This is a genomic window from Hydrogenophaga sedimenti (assembly GCF_051857515.1).
Taxonomy (GTDB): domain Bacteria; phylum Pseudomonadota; class Gammaproteobacteria; order Burkholderiales; family Burkholderiaceae_C; genus Hydrogenophaga.
Window position 1 is genome coordinate 94,270 of record NZ_JBPZHA010000009.1, and the last position, 14,570, is coordinate 108,839.

Consider the following 14,570-nt stretch of genomic DNA (forward strand, 5'->3'; position numbering starts at 1 on the left):
CACTGACCCGCGCCCCGCGCAACCCCCCGCTTTTGTCCGACCCGCACTATCCCCACCCCGGCCGCGGCATTGCCCTGGCCGTCCTCGCCACCGCCTGCTTCGCCCTGCTCGACACCACCTCCCAGTACGTGGGCGGCGTGGTGCCGGTGCTGATGGCCGTGTGGCTGCGCTTCATGGTGCAGACCGGCATGACGGCCGCGCTGCTGCTGCCCAAGCAGGGCAAGTCGCTCTTCGTCACCCACGCGCCCTGGTGGCAGCTGCTGCGTGGCGCGCTCATGGTCGCCTCGGGGTCGGTGGCCTACATCAGCCTGCAGCACGTGCCGGTCGGCGAGTTCACCGCCATCCTGATGCTGGTGCCGCTGGTCATCACTCTCATGGCCTCGCTGCTGTTGCGCGAACACGTCAGCGGCCTGACCTGGCTGCTGGTGGCCGGCGGACTGAGCGGTGCGCTGATCGTCGTGCGCCCCAAGGGCAGCGACCTGAACATGGGCATGTTCCTGCCGCTGGTGCTGGTGCTGATCAACGCCTGCTACCAGATCGTCACCAGCAAGATGGTGCGGACCGAAGACCCCGGCACCATGCACTTCTACACCGGCCTGACCGGACTGGTGTTCGGCACGGTGGCCCTGCCCTGGAGCTGGGCGCCGATGCACGAACTGAAGATCTGGCTGCTGGTCGGCCTGCTCGGCGTGTTCGGCTCGCTGGGCCACTATTTCATGATCAAGGGCTACCAGAAGGCGCCCGCCTCGCGCGTCACGCCCTACATGTACACCCAGATCGCGTTCGCCACCGGTGCCGGCTGGCTCGTCTTCGGCCACGCGCCCGATGTGTGGACCGTGCTGGGGATTGCGCTGATCGCGGTGTGCGGGGTGCTGGGGGTGCGGGCGCGGTAGTGATCGACTGACGGACCGCATCCGACCCGGAGCGGGCGTCGGGTCCGCCGCAAACTTCAGATCAGCTCAGCCAGATGCCGTCGCAACCTGTCGATGTCGCCTTGCACATCGGGCGCCTTGAAGATGTCGTGACAGGAGAAGGAAGGCAGCACCTCGACTCCGCAGAACTTGTAGTTGGCGGTGTTGGCGGCAAACACATCGTCCACGGACTTGCCCCCGAACAAAGTTTGGTGTGGGTCGCCGAATGCATCCCGGGGCGCGTTCCACGTCAGTGAAACCATGTATTGCCTGCCCTGCAGCAAGCCGCCCGAACCGTACTGTCTGCTGGGGTCTTCGCGTGTTCGGCCGTCGCCGGTGATGAAGCTGCCCTGCAGCATGCCGGCGGTGAAGACTTCATCCACGTATTTTTTGTAGATCCACGGACTGCCAAACCAGTAGACGGGCGATTGCAGAACGATGAGGTCGGCCCAGAGGTGCTTTTGAACCTCGGCATCGATGGTGTAGCCCTTCTCGATGTCGGTTTGCTGGAATGCAAAGCCGCGTGTCTCCACCACCTCCCGGACAACGCCAGCCATGGTCTTGTTCAGGCCTCCGGGAGAGATCCCCTCATAGAGCTGGTGGGCGTTGATCAGCAACACGTTCTTCATTTCTGTTCCTGTGGAATCACCGCCGAGAGGCAGCAACGGTGGGTTGTTGTGCAATCAGCCAAGGCTTTTGGCGCCGTCGCGCTGATCTCTTCTTTCGTCCTTTGATGGACAGTGGCGGCCAGTCTATGAACAAGCCATCGAAAGAAAAACGGGGTAATGCTGCAAGCCTTGTTAAGTTAAGCTTCAAAGCATGAAGCTGAATCAACTGGACGGACTCATCGCGTTCTGGAAGGTCGCCGAACACCGTGGGTTCACCGCAGCAGCGGCCGATCTGGCGGTATCACCCTCCGCGCTCAGTCAGGCCATCCGTCAACTGGAGACGCGTTTGGGCGTGCGCCTGTTGAACCGGACCACGCGCAGCGTGAGCCTGACAGAAGCCGGTGAGGCCTACCTCGCGCGCATCGGCCCTGCCCTCGGGCAAGTCGTCGACGCGGGAGACGAATTGAATGTGCTTCAGGGGCGGCCTTCCGGCACCTTGCGCCTGAACGCCGCACGGGTTTCCATTGCGCTGGTGCTGCGCCCGCTGCTGGAAGGGTTTCTGCATGAGAACCCGAATGTGGTGCTGGAACTGACCAACGACGAGGGATTCGTCAACATCGTCGAGAAAGGCTTCGACGCAGGCATCCGCTTCGGCGAAAGCATAGACCGTGACATGGTCGCGATTCCGATTGGCGGCCCTGTCAAGGTGGCCGTGGTGGCCTCGCCGGAATACCTCAGCCGCGTGCCGGCGCCGCGCCATCCAGATGAGCTGGCGCGCCACAACTGTGTGCGCATGCGGTTTGCCGCCACGGGCGCGATCTACAAGTGGGAATTCGACATGGATGGTCGCCTGGTGGACTACGAGGTCGGTGGCAACCTGGTCATCAGCGACACGACCTTCAGCCTGGACGCGGCGCTTGAAGGCATCGGGTTGGCCTACACCTTCGAGCAGCTGGCGCAGCCCTACATCAAAGCCAAGCGCTTGAAGCGGGTCTTGACAGCGTTCTCGCCGACCTTTCCCGGCTTCTACCTGTACTACCCCAGCAGGCACGACCAGCCCTCGAAACTGAAGGCCTTGATCGAGTACGTCGGTCGGCACAAGTCTTAGGGCAACGCGGAACAAGTCCCTCGTGGTGCGGGCACCCAGCCCTCGTGCGGCCCGCTGAAAGTTCAGAGCCGAATGTCGGGCGAAGGCGTGGGGTCCACCCGCTGATCCAGCGCCGCTTCACGCTCCACGCGCAGCGCGCGCTGGAAGGCCGGGCGGTCTTTCAGCCGCTGCCAGTAGGCGGCCACCGCCGGGGGGAACCGGGCGTCCAGGCCCAGGTGCTGCGCCAGCACCAGGGCGTAGCCCACGGCCACGTCGGCGGCGGTGAAGCGGCCGGCGCACAGGTGCTCGTTGTGTTGCAGGGCCACGTCCACCGCGCGCAGACGGGCCAGGAACCAGCGCGCGTAGTCGGCGGCCACCTGCGGCTGCAGGCGCTCGGGTGGCTCGAAGTGGGTGTACCGCAGCACCAGCGTCTGCGGAAAGGTGAGCGTGGCGTCGCTCATGTGCAGCCAGTTCAGGTAGGCACCAAAGGCCGGCTCGCCGGTCTGCACGTCGAGCCGGCCCGGGCTGTGGCGCGCCGCGAGGTACTGGCACATCGCGGCCGACTCGGTCATGCGGGTGGCGCCGTCTTCCAGCAGGGGCACGGTGCCCAGCGGGTTCAGGTCGAGGTAGGGCCGGGCGTGCACGCGCGGCGGGAAGGGCAGCATGCGCAGCTCGTAGGGCAGACCCAGCTCTTCGAGCATCCACAGGGGACGCAGGGAGCGGGCGCTGACGCAGTGGTGCAGAACGATCATGAATGGGTTCCGGGTTCAGTGGCGTTTCTTGAGCGACCGCAGGTCGTGCATGCCGGGCAGGGTGCGCGGGTCGGCGCCCTCGGGGAAGATGCGGTGCTTCTGGATCTTCTGCGTGCCGGTGGTGGGGATCTCGGCCGCAAACCAGAGCCAGCCGGGCGCCTTGTAGTAGGCCAGTTGCTGGTGGCAGAAATCGAACAGCGCGCGCGCCACCTCCGGCGTTTCGTGGCCGTCGCGGTCTTTCAGCACCACGCAGGCCAGCACTTCTTCTTCACGCACCTCGTCGGGCAGTGCCATCACCGCCACGTTGGCGACCGACGGGTGGGTGAGCAGCAGGGCCTCGACCTCGGCCGCGGCGATGTTTTCGCCCGAGCGGCGGATGATGTTCTTGCGGCGGTCCATGAAATGGAACATGCCGTCGCCGCCCCGGCTCACGATGTCGCCGGTGTGGAACCAGCCACCGCGCCAGGCCTCGGCCGTGGCCTGCGGGTTGTCCAGGTAGCCGCTGAAGAAGTGCCGGCGGGGCGTGGCTTCGGAGTGGCGGATCACCAGTTCGCCGGGAATGCCGTCGGGCAGCACCTGGCCGGCCTCGTCCATCACGCAGGCGTCCAGGCCCGGGCGTGCGCGGCCGAAGGCCCGCGTGCCGACCTGCCGTGGCTCGTGGCAGTCGCACAGCGGGCGCACCATCTCGGTCATGCCCCAGAGTTCGAGCAGCGGGAAGCCGTAGCGTGCCTCGAATTTCGCGTGCAGCTGGGGCTCGACCCCGGCGCCGTAGCCAAAGCGCACCTGGTGCGCACGCTCCAGATCGCTCTCGGGCTGGTTGAGCAGCATGGGCACCACCACGCCGAGGTAATGCACGATGGTGGCGCGGCTCTCCACCACCTCGGCCCACCAGCGGCCTGGCTGGAAACGGTCGGTCTGCACCTGGCAGCCGCCACTGAGCAGCATGCAGTAGAACGACAGGATGGACGCGTTCACATGGAACAGCGGCAGCGGGTTGTAGAGGCGCTCAACGCCTTCGCGCACGGCCCCCAGGCCGCCCTGTGTGGCGTACCAGTGGCCGGCGGCCAGCTCGTAGGTGTGCGAGAGCACGCAGCCCTTGGGTTGGCCCGTGGTGCCCGAGGTGTAGAGGATGCTGGCGGGCGTGTCGCCCACCGGTTCACCGGGCTGGGCCGCGGTGAGTGTCGGTGGCAGGGGCTGGGTGGCCAGGCGTTCCAGCCAGGCCACGGCGGGCTGGTGGCGGGTCAGGGCCAGCGCGTCCCGCACCGCGTCGGCCCGCGAGGCCAGCGCCACGATCAGGTCCAGCCGCGCGTGGTCCACCACATAGGCCAGCTCGCGCGGCCGGTGGTCCGGGTTGATCGGCACGGTGCACACGCCCAGCGCGTTGAGCGCGAGCTTGTGCAGCAGGTGCTCGGGCCGGCTCTCCAGGAACAGGCCCACGCGGTGGCCCAGGCCATAGCCGGCCGATTGGTAGGTGCCCATCAACGTGCGTACCTCGGTGGCCGCTTCACGGTAGCTGACCTCGCGGCCGCCAGAATCGTGGTTTCTGACGGGATTGGCAGGCACGGCCAGCAGGCAATGGCTGGCGTAGCGCTTGCAGGCCTCGAAAAAAGCCTCGCCAATGGTGGTCTGGTCGCTGATGGTGATCATTCGATGCACTCTATCCAGATCAGACGGCCGTTGGCTCGACACCGAGGTCGCAAATCTGGCCATCCTCGCGCCGGGATGCAGGTGATTTGATCGGTCAGCGCCTGGGCACGCAGTCGCTCACAGCGCCTGAGCCGACGCTTCCCACTCAAAACAACTTGAAACCGACGTCCGCCTGCGCGGACCGGCACAATACGCGCCAGTTTTTTCTTCACGCGCCCGCCCGACGACATGCAGCCTCCAGCCCTGCCTTGCCACCGCCCTTCCCGCCTCTGGGCAGCCCCGCTGTTCGCCCTGCTGCTCGCCGCCTGTGCCAGCGCCCCATCGCCCGCCGGCGACGATGCCGACGATGAGGCCGACGCCGATGTCCGGCAAAAGCAGCGCCCGGTGGTGCTGGACGGCACGGCCTGGCAGTCAGCCAACCACATCGACGGCGCGGCCACGGCGACGACCTGGGAACACCAGGTCTTCATGAACCGCCGCGCAACGCGCTACCAGGCCACGGAGAAGGACGGCCGGCCGGCCCTGATGGCCGAGGCGCTCGGCTCCAACAGCACGCTGAACCTGCTGCTGAAGCCCGCGCCCGGCGTGCTGCCCAAGCGCCTGCATTTCTCGCTCTTCGTGCCGGCGCTGAACCCGAGCTTCAACCTGAGCGAGAAGGGCGAGGACGATGCGGTGGCGCGGCTGATCCTGAGCTTCGACGGCGACCGCTACAACGGCACCTGGCAGGCGCGCGACCACATCGTGTCCGAACTGTCGGGCCTGATCGCCGGCAAGCCCCTGCCCTACGCCTCGATCATGTATGTCTGGGACAACCGCCACCCGGCCGGCACGGTGATCCCCAACCCCTACACCAGCCGCATCCGCCAGATCGTGGTCGAGTCCGGCCCCGCGCGGCTGAATCAGTGGGTCGACTTCGACCGCGATGTCGAGGCCGATTTCCGCCAGGCCTTCGGTGAAGCGCCGGGGCCGATGATCGGCCTGGGCCTGATGACCGACTCGAACAACTCGGGCGCGTCCATCACCGCCTGGTACGGGCCGCTGCAGCTGACGATGTCGGCGCCGGCGAAGTAAGGCCGCGGCACCGGCCTACAGCAGGAAATCCAGAAAGCTCGCGAACGGCCGGACCATGCGCATCTGGAAGATGGTGTCGCGGTCGGCGTCCTGGATCAGCGCCTCGTAACCCCCCGCGGTCGGCGTGCCCACGATGGGCCGCGACTGCGCCAGCCGGGCCTGCAGGCTCTGGGTCATCGTGGCGGCCAGCGTCGGGTTGTTGCGGCAGATCACGATCAGCTCGGAATTGAGGTTGGCCGAGCGCGGGTCCATGTTGTAGGTGCCGACCACCACGGTTTGGTCGTCGAACACGGCGCGCTTGGCGTGCACGCCCCAACGCGCCGACGCGGGCGCGCGCTCGTTCTGTTTCAGCGGCCGGCCGTCGTAACCCCAGACTTCAAGATTGGGCAGTTGCAGCCGCGGCAGCGTGTCGGTCAGGCTGGCGACGGCGTAGAAGGCGTCGGTCGAGCGCAGCGTGTTGGTCAGGAATTTGAGCTTCACCCCGCGCTGCACCACGCTGCTGAGCAGACCGATGCCGTCTTCGCGCAGCACGAGATACGGGCTCTCCACCGTGATGTGGCTCTTCGCTTCTTTCACCAGACCACTGATCGCGGTGAAGACCTTGCGCTTCTCGACGCCCGAGCCGGGGTAGTCGGTGACGAACTCGATGTCGTTGCAGGTCGAGCTGACGGGCGATGGCTGGTGCTGCGCCAGTTCCGCGCCCAGCGCCTGTTCCTCGGCGCTGGGTGGCGTCAGCAGGTCTGGCCCGGCGGCGTCGCCGTCCGCCGCGATGTCCTGCGACTTCGTGACCCAGTCGGAGTTCCAGTACAGCTCGAAGCTGTCGACGATGGACGCTGCCACCTCGCCCTCGATCTTCAGGTCGCTGTCGAGGAAGTTGTAGTGCTTGGAGAGATCGAAGTAGTCGTCGCCGATGTTGCGGCCGCCGATGATCGCGGTCCGGCGGTCGACCACCAGCAGCTTGCGGTGCGTGCGGTGCTGCGCGGCGAAGAAGCGCGCGATGCCCGAGGTGTTGTAGTAGCGCACCTGCACCCCGGCCGCCTCCAGCGTGCGGGCGTAGTGCGGCGCGAGCTTGAAGACCGGCCGGGCGAAGTCGACCAGGATGCGCACCTTCACGCCCTCGGCCGCCTTGCGCGCCAGCGCCTGCGTGATCACGCGGCTGGCCTCGTCGATCTCGTAGATGAAGAATTCCAGCTCGATCGACTGCTTCGCGCTCTCGATCATGTGCAGGCGCGTGGCCAGCGAATCGAAACCGACGTCGAGCAGCGCGACCGTGTGCGGCTGGTGCGAACGCACGCCGATGGCGGCGTGTTGTGGCGCCTTGCCCAGCCACTGGCGCTCGCTCGCTTCCTGGATGCCCAGGAAAGCGACCGCGAACACCACCGGCACCCCGACCAGCAGCACCAGCAGGCCGATGCCGGCCCAGCGGGCCACACGCCAGACCATCAGCCGCCGAGCCCGGCGAAGATGTTCTGCACGTCGTCGTTGTCGTCGATGGCCGCGAGGAAGGCCTCGACCTCTTCGAGCGCCTCGGCGCTCAGGCTGGCCGGGTCCACCGGGTTCTTGGGCTTGTAGCCCAGCTTGGCCGACAGCACGGTGAAGCCCTGCGCCGGCAGCGCGCGGCTGACCAGGTCGAGGTCGGTCGGGTCGGTGAGGAAAACGCAGACGCCTTCGTCGTCGGCCGGCTCGAAGTCCTGCGCGCCGGCCTCGATCGCGGCGACTTCGGCGTCGGCGTCCTTGCTGGCGGCCTCGGCCTCGATGATGCCGACGTGGTCGAAGTCCCAGGAGACCGAACCGCTGGTGCCCAGCTGCCCCTTGCGGAACAGCACGCGCATCTCGGAGGCGGCGCGGTTCACGTTGTCGGTCAGGCACTCGACCATCACCGGCACCTGGTGTGGCGCGAAGCCTTCGTACATCACGTGTTCGTAGTGGATCGCCTCACCGGTCAGGCCGGCGCCCTTCTTGATCGCGCGGTCCAGCGTGTCCTTGGGCATCGACACCTTGCGCGCCTGCTCGACCACCAGCCGCAGACGGGCGTTGGCCGAGGGATCGGCACCGCTGCGCGCGGCAATCATGATGTCCTTGACCAGCTTGCCGAACAGCTTGCCCTTGGCGTTGGCCGCCAGATCCTTGTGTTTCGCTTTCCACTGCGCGCCCATGGAGATTCCTTGTGTGTGAATCCCGGGAGTTTAGTGGCCCCCGCTGCGCGCCACCCCGGGTCAGCGCAGTTGCAGCAGGCCGTAGAACAGCGCCGCCAGGAACACCGTCTCCAGCACCATCAGCGCCACCGGCTTCCAGCCCACGGTGACGATGTCGCGCAGATGGGTCTTCATGCCGATCGCCGCCATCGCCGCGACCAGGAAGAATTGCGAGGCGCCCTGCCCGCCCTGCACCAGCCAGGCCGGCAGCCAGCCCGTGCTGTTGAGCAGCACCAGCAGCGCAAACGCCACCGCGAACCAGGGCAACAGCGGCGGCCGCGGCCCGCTGGGCTGGTCGCCGCCCTGCTCGCGTTCGTGGCGGCGGGCCAGCGCGGCGGCCAGCGCGATCACCGGCAGCAGCATCGCCACCCGCATCAGCTTGATCAGGGTGGCCGCGTCGCCGGCATCGTGCGAGAGGCTGTAGCCCGCGCCCACCACCTGGGCCACGTCGTGGATGGTGCCGCCGATGAAAAAGCCGGCCTGCACCGGCGCCATGCCCAGCGCCTGGGTCAGCACCGGGTACAGCACCATCGCCAGCGTCGAGAGCGTGCTCACGCCGATCACGGTGAACAGCGTGGCCCTCTCCTTGAGCGGGTGCGCGGGCATCGCCGCCGACAGCGCCAGCGCCGCCGAGGCGCCGCAGATCGCCACCGCGCCGCCGGTCAGCAGGCCGAAGAACATGCGAAAGCCCATCAGCCGGGCCAGCACGATGCCCACCACGATCGTCGCCGCCACCGCCACCAGCACCATGAGCACCGGCGCCCAGCCCAGCGCCGCAACCTGTGCGACCGTGATGCGCAGCCCCAGCAGCGCCACGCCAAAGCGCAGCACCTGGCGCGCGGTGAACTCGATGCCTGCGGCGGACTTGTCGTCCTGCGAAAGGAAGTTCAGCGCCATGCCCAGCAGCAGCGCAAACAGCATGACCGGCGCGCCGTAGTGGGCGCCCAGCGCCATCGCGGCCACGGCCACCACGGCGCTGAGGGTGATGCCGGGACCCAGCAGGAAGGCGCGTGCGCGCACCTCCGCCAGGCCCAGGCGTGAAGCAAGGGCTGTCATGGTCGGGACCGGAAGTGGGGCTTACTGGTTGAGCTTGATGTCGAAGCTCTTGACGATGGCGGCGTTGCGCTCGAAGTCGGCGCGCAGCGACTGCGCCATCTGCTCGGGCGTCTCGTCGCCACCCAGGTCGAAGCCGGCACCCAGCAGGCGGTCCCGGACCTTGGGGTTGGCGGCGGCCTTGTCGACCGCCGCGTTGATCTTCTGCAGCATGGGCGTCTGGACTCCGCTGGCGACGATGATGCCGACCCAGTTGCTGAAGTCGAGGTCGGGGTAGCCCTGCTCGGCCAGGGTCGGCACGTTGGGCAGGTGCGGCGAGCGCTTCTTGGCGGCCACACCGAACACCTGGATCTTGCCGGCCTCGATCATCTTCTTGGAGGTCGCCATGCCGTCGAACATCAGCGGCACCTGCCCGCCCATCAGCTGGGTCAGCGCGGGCGGCGAGCCGGCGAAGGGCACGTGCTGCATGTCCAGCCCGGCCTTGTGGTTGAGGATCATGCCCGCGTACTGCGAGCTGGTGCCCGCGCTGTAGGAGGCAAAGCTGACCTTGCCCGGATTCGCCTTGACCCAGGCGATCACACCCTTGAGGTCCTTGGCCGGCACGTTGGGTGCGCCGACCATCACCATGGTGGCGCGGGCGATGGCGGTCACCGGCTTGACGTCCTTGAGCGGATCGAAGGCCGTCTTCATGACGTGCGGGATCTCGGTCAGGATGTTGCTCGCCGTCATCATGATGGTGTTGCCATCGGGCGGCGCAGAGAGCATGGCCTGCACCGCGATCGCGCCACCGGCGCCGGGCTTGTTCTCCACCACCACCGGCTGGCCGATGTCGGCGGACAGCTGGTCGGCGACGATGCGCGCGACCACATCCATGGTGCCGCCGGCCGGCGCCGGCACCAGCATGCGCACCGGCTTGTCGGTCCAGGCGAAGGCGGCCGCCGGCAAGGTCAGCGCAAGGGCGGCGGCGCAGACGGTGCGGCGCAGCGGCGAGAAGGAACGGGATTGCATCGTGTGTCTCCTGGAGTGATGCAGGCCATCGGGCGGGCCTGTCGCGGCCGGAACGCCGGACCGTGGGACAAATACTAGGTGCACGCCCCTGGCAACGCTTGTCCAATTGGGACAACGGTTTTCGAAATTGGGACATTCATGGATTACCCCTACCTGCCCGTGGTGCGCAGCGCCAGCCTCGCCGGCTACCTCGATCTGGCCCAGTCGGTCGGGCTGGACGCGCGCGCCATGCTGCGCCGCGCCGGCCTCTCTCCGCGCAGCCTCGAAGATCCGGAAACCCCGCTGAGCGCGACCGCCGTGCGCGCCCTGCTCGAAGACAGCGCGCAGGCCAGCGGCGTCGAGGACTTCGGCTTGCGCATGGCCGGCCGCCGCCAGCTCGCCAACCTCGGCCCGATCAGCCTGGTGCTCAAGGAAGAGCCCACCGCGCGCGCCGCGCTCGACACGCTCTGCCGCTACCTGCGGCTGCTCAACGCGTCCCTGCTCACCCGCGTGGAGGACCACGGTGCCATGGTCATCATCCGCGAGGAGATCCTGGTCGAACAGTCGGCCAGCACGCGGCAGTCGATGGAGCTGGCGGTGGGCGTGATGCACCGCATCCTGTGCGAGCTGCTGGGCGCGCCGTGGAAGCCGCTGCGCGTCTGCTTCAACCACCGGCCGCCGCGCGACACCAAGGCCCACAAGGCCTTCTTCGGCACCGCGGTCGACTTCAACGCCGAGTTCAACGGCATCGTCTGCAACGCGGCCGACCTGCAGGCCCGGCTGCCCGGCAACAACCCCGAGATGGCGCGTTTCGCCCGCCAGTACCTCGACCGCGCGCTCTCGGGCCAGCACCAGAGCACCAAGGCCACGGTGCGCCAGCTGGTGGCCGCGTTGCTGCCGGGCGGGCGCTGCACCTCGCAGCAGGTGGCGCAGCACCTGGGTGTGGACCGCCGCACCGTGCACCGGCACCTGGCGCAGGAGGGCGAGAGCTTCGCCACGCTGCTGCAGTCGGTGCGCTCCGAGCTGGTGCTGCGCCAGGTGCAGGACAGCGACCTGCCACTGGCCGAGGTGGCGCAGCTGATGGGGTTTGCGGCACCGGCCGCGTTCTCGCACTGGTTCCGCAGCACCTTCGGCTGCAGCGTGACGGCCTGGCGGGCCCAGGAAAGAGCGAAAGCGGCGGTGCGTCAGGGTCAACCCTGACTGTCCCACATTCGCAAGCCAGTGTCCCAATCCGACAAGCACGGTCGGCGGTCGGCTCCTACGATGCGCTTCACGGTCCGGATCACGGGCCCCACGAACGCACGAAGGAGACGCCCCCATGGCCACAGCCATCCGCATGCACCGCACCGGCGGCCCCGAGGTCCTGCAGACCGAGCAGGTCGAGGTCGGCGACCCCGGCCCGGGCCAGGTCCGCCTGCGCCACGCCGCCGTCGGCCTGAACTACGCCGACACCTACTTCCGCAACGGCACCTACCCCATGCCCCTGCCCGCCGGCATGGGCGTCGAGGCGGCCGGGGTGGTCGAGGCCATCGGCGAAGGCGTCACGAACGTCGCCGTCGGCGACCGCGTCACCTACACCGGTTTCCTCAACACCCTGGGCGCCTACAGCACGGAGCGGCTGATCCCGGCCGCGCCTCTGATCCAGTTGCCCGAGGCCATCGGTTTCGAGACCGCCGCCGCCATGACCATGCGCGGCCTGACCTCGGCCTACCTGATGCGCCGCATCCACCCGTTCCAGGCCGGCGACACGCTGCTGCTGCACGCCGCCGCCGGCGGCGTGGGCCTGATCGTGTCGCAATGGGCCAGGCTGCTGGGCATCACCGTCATCGGCACCGTGTCCACCGACGCCAAGGCCGAAGTCGCCCGCGCCCACGGCTGCGCCCACACCATCAACTACAGCCACGAGGACGTGGCCGCGCGGGTGAAGGAACTCACCGGCGGCAAGGGCGTGGACGTGGTGTTCGACAGCGTGGGCAAGAGCACCTTCATGGCCTCGCTGGACTCGCTCAAGCGCCGCGGCCTGATGGTCTGCGTGGGCACGGCCAGCGGCCCCATCGAGGGCTTCAACCCCAACCTGCTGGCGATGAAGGGCTCGCTCTACCTGACACGCCCTGCCCTGGCCGACTACATCGCCGACCCGGCCGAGAAGGCCGAGCTGGCGGCCGAGGTGTTCGGCCACGTCGCGGCCGGCCGCATCCGCATCGAAGTCAACCAGCGCTACGCGCTCGAAGAAGCACAGCAGGCGCACCGCGACCTCGAATCGCGCCAGACCACCGGCTCGTCGGTGTTCGTGCTCTGACCTCCCGAGGAGACACCGCATGAAAGTCGAACAACTGACCTGCGCCATCGGCGCCGAGCTGACCGGCGTGAGCCTGGCCGACGCGGCGCGCGACGACGACCTGTTCGCCGCCATCAAGGCCGCCCTGCTGCAGCACAAGGTGCTGTTCCTGCGCAACCAGGACATCTCGCGCGCCGACCACGTGGCCTTCGCGCGCCGCTTCGGCGAACTCGAAGACCACCCGGTCGCCGGCAGCGACCCGGACCACCCGGGCCTGGTGCGCATCTACAAGACGCCCGACGCGCCCAACGACCGCTACGAAAACTCCTGGCACACCGACGGCACCTGGCGCGAGGCGCCCGCCATGGGCTGTGTGCTGCGCTGCGTGGAATGCCCGCCGGTGGGCGGCGACACCATGTGGGCCAACATGGCGCTGGCCTACGAGCGCCTGCCCGAGCAACTCAAGCAGCAGATCGCCGGCCTGCGCGCGCGCCACAGCATCGAATGCACTTTCGGCGCCGCCATGCCGGTCGAGCGCCGCCTGGCGCTCAAGGCCCAGTACCCCGACGCCGAGCACCCGGTCGTGCGCACCCACCCCGAGACCGGCGAGAAGGTGCTGTTCGTCAACGGCTTCACCACCCACTTCACCAACTTCCACACGCCGGCCAACGTGCGCGTCGGGCAGGACTTCACCCAGGGCACCTCGGCCCTGCTGCAGTACCTGATCAGCCAGGCCGCGATCCCCGAATACCAGGTGCGCTGGCGCTGGCAGCCCAACAGCGTCGCCATCTGGGACAACCGCGCCACCCAGCACTACGCGGTCATGGACTACCCGCCCTGCCATCGAAAGATGGAACGCGCCGGCATCGTCGGCACGCCCACGTTCTGAACCCTTCCCACTGCATCCGGAGACCCACCATGTACTTCCTCGACGGCCACCTCTTCCCCGAAAACCAGCCGCCCCTGGTCATCACCGCCGCGCCCTACGGCCCCGAATGGATTCCGTCCGACTTTCCCGAGGACATTCCGGTCACCATGGAAGAGCAGATCCAGAAGGCGGTGGACTGCTACAACGCCGGCGCCAGCGTGCTGCACCTGCATGTGCGCGAACTCGACGGCAAGGGCTCCAAGCGCCTGTCCAAGTTCAATGAACTGATCGCCGGCGTGCGCCAGGCCGCGCCCGACATGATCATCCAGGTCGGCGGCTCCATCAGCTTCGCGCCCGAGACCGACGGTTCCGTGGCCAAGTGGCTGTCCGACGACACCCGCCACATGCTGGCCGAGCTCACGCCCAAGCCCGACCAGGTCACGGTCACCATCAACACCACCCAGATGAACGTGACCGAGCACATGGAAGAGGCCGACATCGCCGGCACCTCCATGGCCACGCCCGAAGGCCGCCGCGCCTACAGCGAAATGATCGTGCCCTCCAACCCGGCCTGGTTCGAGGAGCACATCCGCCGGCTCTCGGCCGCCGGCATCCAGAGCGCCTTCCAGTTCTACAACCTCAACAGCTTCGAGACCGTGGAGCGCCTGATCCGCCGTGGCGTCTACAAGGGCCCGCTGGTGTGCAACTGGGTCGCCATCAGCGGCGGCATGGACGCGCCCAACGTCTACAACCTGTCCAACTTCCTGCGCGCCATCCCCGACGGCGCCATGCTCACGGTCGAGAGCAGCATGCGCAACACGCTGCCGATCAACATGATGGGCATGGCCATGGGCCTGCACGTGCGCTGCGGCATCGAAGACAACCTCTGGAACCAGGCCCGCACCGCAAAGATGAGCACGGTGCAGCAGATCGAGCAACTGGTGCGCATCGCCAAGGAGTTCGGCCGCCCCGTGGCCAACGGCAAGGAGGCGCGCGAGATCCTCAAGATCGGCGTGTTCTACGACACCGTGGAAGAAACCCTGGCCGCCAACGGCTTCGCGCCCAACGCGCCCGGGCGCCAGCAGGGCTACCTGCGCAAGGTCGCCTGACGGG

14 protein-coding genes are annotated in these 14,570 nt (G+C 67.9%); 7 read left to right on the forward strand and 7 right to left on the reverse strand.

The window, feature by feature from the left end; genetic code table 11:
* The first annotated feature begins 32 nt into the window (after positions 1 to 32).
* Positions 33 to 893, forward strand: coding sequence for a DMT family transporter (locus ACS5NL_RS15505; RefSeq protein WP_439354821.1), 861 nt, complete (start codon positions 33 to 35; stop codon positions 891 to 893).
* Between the two features lie 56 nt (positions 894 to 949).
* Here ACS5NL_RS15505 and ACS5NL_RS15510 read toward each other — a convergent pair whose 3' ends face one another.
* Positions 950 to 1,540 (reverse strand): NAD(P)H-dependent oxidoreductase, encoded by a 591-nt coding sequence (locus tag ACS5NL_RS15510; RefSeq protein ID WP_439354822.1) that lies wholly within the window; start codon positions 1,538 to 1,540, stop codon positions 950 to 952.
* A 190-nt stretch (positions 1,541 to 1,730) separates the two neighbouring features.
* Here ACS5NL_RS15510 and ACS5NL_RS15515 point away from each other — a divergent pair, with 190 nt between their 5' ends.
* Positions 1,731 to 2,627, forward strand: coding sequence for a LysR family transcriptional regulator (locus ACS5NL_RS15515; protein WP_439354823.1), 897 nt, complete (start codon positions 1,731 to 1,733; stop codon positions 2,625 to 2,627).
* A gap of 62 nt (positions 2,628 to 2,689) precedes the next feature.
* Here the strand turns inward: ACS5NL_RS15515 and ACS5NL_RS15520 are convergent, their stop codons facing one another.
* Positions 2,690 to 3,358, reverse strand: coding sequence for a glutathione S-transferase family protein (locus tag ACS5NL_RS15520; protein WP_439354824.1), 669 nt, complete (start codon positions 3,356 to 3,358; stop codon positions 2,690 to 2,692).
* 15 nt (positions 3,359 to 3,373) lie between these two features.
* Entirely contained in the window at positions 3,374 to 5,005 is a 1,632-nt protein-coding gene (locus tag ACS5NL_RS15525; RefSeq protein WP_439354825.1) for an AMP-binding protein, read from the reverse strand.
* A gap of 228 nt (positions 5,006 to 5,233) precedes the next feature.
* Here ACS5NL_RS15525 and ACS5NL_RS15530 point away from each other — a divergent pair, with 228 nt between their 5' ends.
* Complete coding sequence (locus tag ACS5NL_RS15530; RefSeq protein WP_439354826.1) at positions 5,234 to 6,076, forward strand: DUF3047 domain-containing protein; 843 nt, start codon at positions 5,234 to 5,236, stop codon at positions 6,074 to 6,076.
* 15 nt (positions 6,077 to 6,091) lie between these two features.
* Here ACS5NL_RS15530 and ACS5NL_RS15535 read toward each other — a convergent pair whose 3' ends face one another.
* The 4 genes from ACS5NL_RS15535 to ACS5NL_RS15550 are packed head-to-tail and all read right to left on the reverse strand — an operon-like array spanning position 6,092 to position 10,332.
* Positions 6,092 to 7,519 carry a phospholipase D-like domain-containing protein gene (locus ACS5NL_RS15535; RefSeq protein ID WP_439354827.1) on the reverse strand — a complete coding sequence of 476 codons (1,428 nt, stop codon included), beginning with the start codon at positions 7,517 to 7,519 and terminating at the stop codon, positions 6,092 to 6,094.
* The gene (locus ACS5NL_RS15540) at positions 7,519 to 8,232 is read right to left on the reverse strand and encodes a YebC/PmpR family DNA-binding transcriptional regulator (RefSeq protein ID WP_439354828.1); all 714 of its coding nucleotides are present in this window, start codon (positions 8,230 to 8,232) and stop codon (positions 7,519 to 7,521) included. Before ACS5NL_RS15540 ends, ACS5NL_RS15535 begins: the two co-directional genes overlap by 1 nt.
* A gap of 60 nt (positions 8,233 to 8,292) precedes the next feature.
* On the reverse strand, positions 8,293 to 9,327 hold the full coding sequence (locus tag ACS5NL_RS15545) for a YeiH family protein (protein WP_439354829.1): 1,035 nt from the start codon (positions 9,325 to 9,327) through the stop codon (positions 8,293 to 8,295).
* Between the two features lie 21 nt (positions 9,328 to 9,348).
* Positions 9,349 to 10,332, reverse strand: a complete 984-nt coding sequence (locus ACS5NL_RS15550; RefSeq protein WP_439354830.1) for a tripartite tricarboxylate transporter substrate binding protein — start codon at positions 10,330 to 10,332, stop codon at positions 9,349 to 9,351.
* A gap of 138 nt (positions 10,333 to 10,470) precedes the next feature.
* Here ACS5NL_RS15550 and ACS5NL_RS15555 point away from each other — a divergent pair, with 138 nt between their 5' ends.
* From ACS5NL_RS15555 to ACS5NL_RS15570, 4 genes are all read left to right on the forward strand, one after another.
* Positions 10,471 to 11,511, forward strand: coding sequence for an AraC family transcriptional regulator (locus ACS5NL_RS15555; RefSeq protein ID WP_439354831.1), 1,041 nt, complete (start codon positions 10,471 to 10,473; stop codon positions 11,509 to 11,511).
* A gap of 118 nt (positions 11,512 to 11,629) precedes the next feature.
* Positions 11,630 to 12,610 carry a quinone oxidoreductase family protein gene (locus ACS5NL_RS15560; protein ID WP_439354832.1) on the forward strand — a complete coding sequence of 327 codons (981 nt, stop codon included), beginning with the start codon at positions 11,630 to 11,632 and terminating at the stop codon, positions 12,608 to 12,610.
* A gap of 19 nt (positions 12,611 to 12,629) precedes the next feature.
* Positions 12,630 to 13,478 carry a TauD/TfdA dioxygenase family protein gene (locus ACS5NL_RS15565; protein ID WP_439354833.1) on the forward strand — a complete coding sequence of 283 codons (849 nt, stop codon included), beginning with the start codon at positions 12,630 to 12,632 and terminating at the stop codon, positions 13,476 to 13,478.
* Between the two features lie 29 nt (positions 13,479 to 13,507).
* A complete protein-coding gene (locus ACS5NL_RS15570; RefSeq protein ID WP_439354834.1) occupies positions 13,508 to 14,566 on the forward strand; it encodes a beta-keto acid cleavage family enzyme in 1,059 nt (352 codons plus the stop codon).
* The last annotated feature ends 4 nt before the right edge of the window (positions 14,567 to 14,570 follow it).

Coding starts and splice junctions, on each gene's coding strand:
- ACS5NL_RS15520 (WP_439354824.1), bottom strand. CDS start 3,358: ATGATCGTTCTGCACCACTGCGTCAGCGCCCGCTCCCTGCGTCCCCTG.
- ACS5NL_RS15570 (WP_439354834.1), top strand. CDS start 13,508: ATGTACTTCCTCGACGGCCACCTCTTCCCCGAAAACCAGCCGCCCCTG.
- ACS5NL_RS15530 (WP_439354826.1), top strand. CDS start 5,234: ATGCAGCCTCCAGCCCTGCCTTGCCACCGCCCTTCCCGCCTCTGGGCA.
- ACS5NL_RS15535 (WP_439354827.1), bottom strand. CDS start 7,519: ATGGTCTGGCGTGTGGCCCGCTGGGCCGGCATCGGCCTGCTGGTGCTG.
- ACS5NL_RS15550 (WP_439354830.1), bottom strand. CDS start 10,332: ATGCAATCCCGTTCCTTCTCGCCGCTGCGCCGCACCGTCTGCGCCGCC.
- ACS5NL_RS15560 (WP_439354832.1), top strand. CDS start 11,630: ATGGCCACAGCCATCCGCATGCACCGCACCGGCGGCCCCGAGGTCCTG.
- ACS5NL_RS15525 (WP_439354825.1), bottom strand. CDS start 5,005: ATGATCACCATCAGCGACCAGACCACCATTGGCGAGGCTTTTTTCGAG.
- ACS5NL_RS15540 (WP_439354828.1), bottom strand. CDS start 8,232: ATGGGCGCGCAGTGGAAAGCGAAACACAAGGATCTGGCGGCCAACGCC.
- ACS5NL_RS15510 (WP_439354822.1), bottom strand. CDS start 1,540: ATGAAGAACGTGTTGCTGATCAACGCCCACCAGCTCTATGAGGGGATC.
- ACS5NL_RS15545 (WP_439354829.1), bottom strand. CDS start 9,327: ATGACAGCCCTTGCTTCACGCCTGGGCCTGGCGGAGGTGCGCGCACGC.
- ACS5NL_RS15515 (WP_439354823.1), top strand. CDS start 1,731: ATGAAGCTGAATCAACTGGACGGACTCATCGCGTTCTGGAAGGTCGCC.
- ACS5NL_RS15565 (WP_439354833.1), top strand. CDS start 12,630: ATGAAAGTCGAACAACTGACCTGCGCCATCGGCGCCGAGCTGACCGGC.
- ACS5NL_RS15555 (WP_439354831.1), top strand. CDS start 10,471: ATGGATTACCCCTACCTGCCCGTGGTGCGCAGCGCCAGCCTCGCCGGC.